Here is a 2889-nt window from a genome sequence, read left to right as displayed (position 1 = left end):
CTCCAGGCCCACCTTGTTCGACACCCTGGCCGCCATCGGCACCGCCGAGACCCCGGCGGAACCTATCAGCGGGTTAATCGGATTCTTGCTGAACTTATTGAGCAGCTTCGCCATCAGCACCCCGGCCGCCGTCCCGATACCGAACGCAATCACCCCCAGCACCAGAATGCCCAGCGTCTGCGGTTGCAGGAACTTGTCCGCCACCAGCTTCGCGCCAACGGACAACCCGAGGAAAATGGTCACGATATTAATCAGCCCGTTCTGCACCGTGTCGCTCAGACGCTCCACCACGCCGCTTTCGCGCATCAGGTTGCCGAAGCAGAACATCCCCAGCAGCGGGGCCGCGTCCGGCAGCAGCAGCGCCACCAGCAGCAACAGCACCGCCGGGAAGAGGATTTTTTCCCGCCTGCTCACCGTGCGCAGCTGCACCATGCGGATTTTCCGCTCTTTATCGCTGGTCAGTGCCTTCATAATCGGCGGCTGGATTAACGGCACCAGCGCCATATACGAGTATGCCGCCACCGCGATGGCTCCCAGCAGCTCCGGCGCCAGCTTGCCCGACAGATAAATCGCCGTCGGGCCGTCCGCGCCGCCGATGATGCCTATCGCTGCCGCCTGCGGCAGGGTGAAGGAAATCAGGCCGAAGTAGTTCAGCGTCAGCGCCCCGAGCACCGTGGCGAAGATACCGAACTGCGCCGCCGCCCCCAGCAGCAGGGTGCGCGGGTTGGCCAGCAGCGGGCCGAAGTCGGTCATCGCCCCCACGCCCATAAAAATCACCAGCGGCGCAATGCCCGAGCCGATGGCGACCTTATAGAAAATCGCCAGCACCCCGGACGAGTAGCCCATATCCACGGCCAGCTCTTCCATCTGCCCCTGCACCGACGGCAGCGCCAGGGCTAACGCCTCCTTGATGGCGTGGACGTCCGGCGTACAGTTGAGCTTCGCGGCAATCACCGCCAACTGCCCGGCGTCGTGGTGGGCCAGCAGGCTCTCCAGGGCGGTCAGCGCCAGCCCGGCTTCCGGGATATTCGACAGCAGCCCGCCGAAGCCAATCGGCAGCAACAGCAGCGGCTCGAACTTCTTCGCGATAGCCAGCCACAGCAGCAGCAGGCTCACCAGCAGCATGATGGCCTGGCCGATGCCGAGGTGCATCAGGCCCATCCCCTGAATCAGGGCGTTCAGACTTTCCATTTCCGCTCCTCGTCCTTACGCCAGCGTCATCAGGGTGTCGCCGACGGAGACCGCGTCGCCGGACTTCACCGCGATACCGCGTACCGTCCCGGCCTGCGCGGCGCGGATTTCGGTTTCCATCTTCATGGCTTCCAGAATCAGCAGCACGTCGCCTTCCGCCACCGTCTGGCCTTCAGCGGCAATCACCTTCCAGATATTCCCCGCCAGCGGGGCGGTGACCGGGGTGCCGGCGCCTGCCGGGGCCGTCGCCGGAGCAGAAGAGGCAGCAGGAACGGCCGCCGTCAGCTGGCTGATATCGCCGCCGTCGCTGACCTTCACCACAAAGGCCTTACCTTCCACTTCCACGGTGTAGATACCGGAGGCGGCAGGCTTCTCTGCTTTTGCCACCGGCTGCGCGGCTTCCGCCTGCGGTACCGGCTCAAACGCCGCCGGGTTGTGGCGGTTCTCAAGGAACTTCAGGCCGATTTGTGGGAACAGCGCCACGGTGAGCACGTCGTCGATGGCGTTTTCCGCAAGCGTGATGCCCTTCTCCTGCACCTGGCGCTTCACGTCCGCTTCCAGCGCAGCCAGCTCCGGTTTGAGTAAATCCGCCGGGCGGCAGGTAATGGCTTCTGCCCCTTCCAGCACGCGGGCCTGCAGTGCCGCGTTCACCGGTTCCGGGGTGTGGCCGTATTCGCCCTTCAGTATCCCGGCGGTTTCCTTCGCGATGGTTTTGTAGCGCTCGCCGGTGAGGACATTGAGCACCGCCTGGGTGCCGACAATCTGTGAAGTCGGGGTGACCAGCGGGATAAAGCCGAGGTCCTCGCGCACGCGGGGGATTTCCGCCAGCACCTCATCCAGACGGTGAGCGGCGTTCTGCTGCTTCAGCTGGCTTTCGAGATTGGTGAGCATTCCGCCCGGCACCTGGGCCACCAGAATGCGGCTGTCGTAGCCCTTCAGCTGGCCTTCGAAGGCGTGGTATTTTTTGCGCACCTCGCGGAAGTACGCCGCGATGCTCTCCAGCTTCAGGATATCCAGCCCGGTGTCGTGTTTTGTGCCGGTCAGCGTCGCCACCAGCGCCTCGGTGGCCGGGTGGCCGTAGGTGGCGCTCATCGAGGAAATCGCCGTGTCGACGCCGTCAACGCCCGCCTCGATGGCCTTCAGCAGGGCCATCTCCGCCATCCCGGTGGTGGCGTGACAGTGCAGGTGCAGGCGCACGTCGTAGCGTTTTTTGATTTCGCTCACCAGCTCATACGCCGCGCCCGGCGTCAGGATGCCGGACATATCTTTAATCGCGATGGAATCGACGCCGGTTTCCAGCAGCTGTTCGGTTAAATCCAGCCAGGTCTGCAGGGTGTGCGCCGGGCTGGTGGTGTACGAGAGCGTGCCCTGGGCATGGGCGCCGTGGCTGCGCACCGCCTGTAATGCGGCCTTCATATTGCGCGGGTCGTTCATGGCGTCGAAGACGCGGAACACGTCCATGCCGTTTTTGACGGCACGCTCAGTGAAGCGCTCCACCACGTCATCGGCGTAGTGGCGGTAGCCGAGCAGATTCTGGCCGCGCAGCAGCATCTGCAGGGGGGTCTTCGGCATGGCCTTTTTGAGCTCGCGCAGGCGGACCCACGGGTCTTCGCCGAGAAAGCGGATGCAGGCGTCAAAGGTGGCGCCGCCCCAGCATTCGAGGGAGCCGTAGCCCACGTCGTCGAGCTGAGCGGCAAT

General features: G+C 64.4%; 2 protein-coding genes. Both read right to left on the bottom strand.

The annotated features are described in order from the left end of the window. Window positions 1-1191: oxaloacetate decarboxylase subunit beta (locus tag FN082_RS15010; RefSeq protein ID WP_142981862.1), on the bottom strand; the 1191-nt coding region annotated here is incomplete at its 3' end. Window positions 1192-1206: 15 nt separating this feature from the next. Beyond that, window positions 1207-2889: sodium-extruding oxaloacetate decarboxylase subunit alpha (gene oadA / locus FN082_RS15005; RefSeq protein WP_142981861.1), on the bottom strand; the 1683-nt coding region annotated here is incomplete at its 5' end.

Origin of the sequence: Klebsiella spallanzanii (assembly GCF_902158555.1) — a bacterium.
Classification (GTDB): Bacteria; Pseudomonadota; Gammaproteobacteria; order Enterobacterales; family Enterobacteriaceae; genus Klebsiella; species Klebsiella spallanzanii.
Note: the sequence above shows the minus strand (reverse complement) of the source record. Positions and strands in the feature narration are given on the sequence as shown.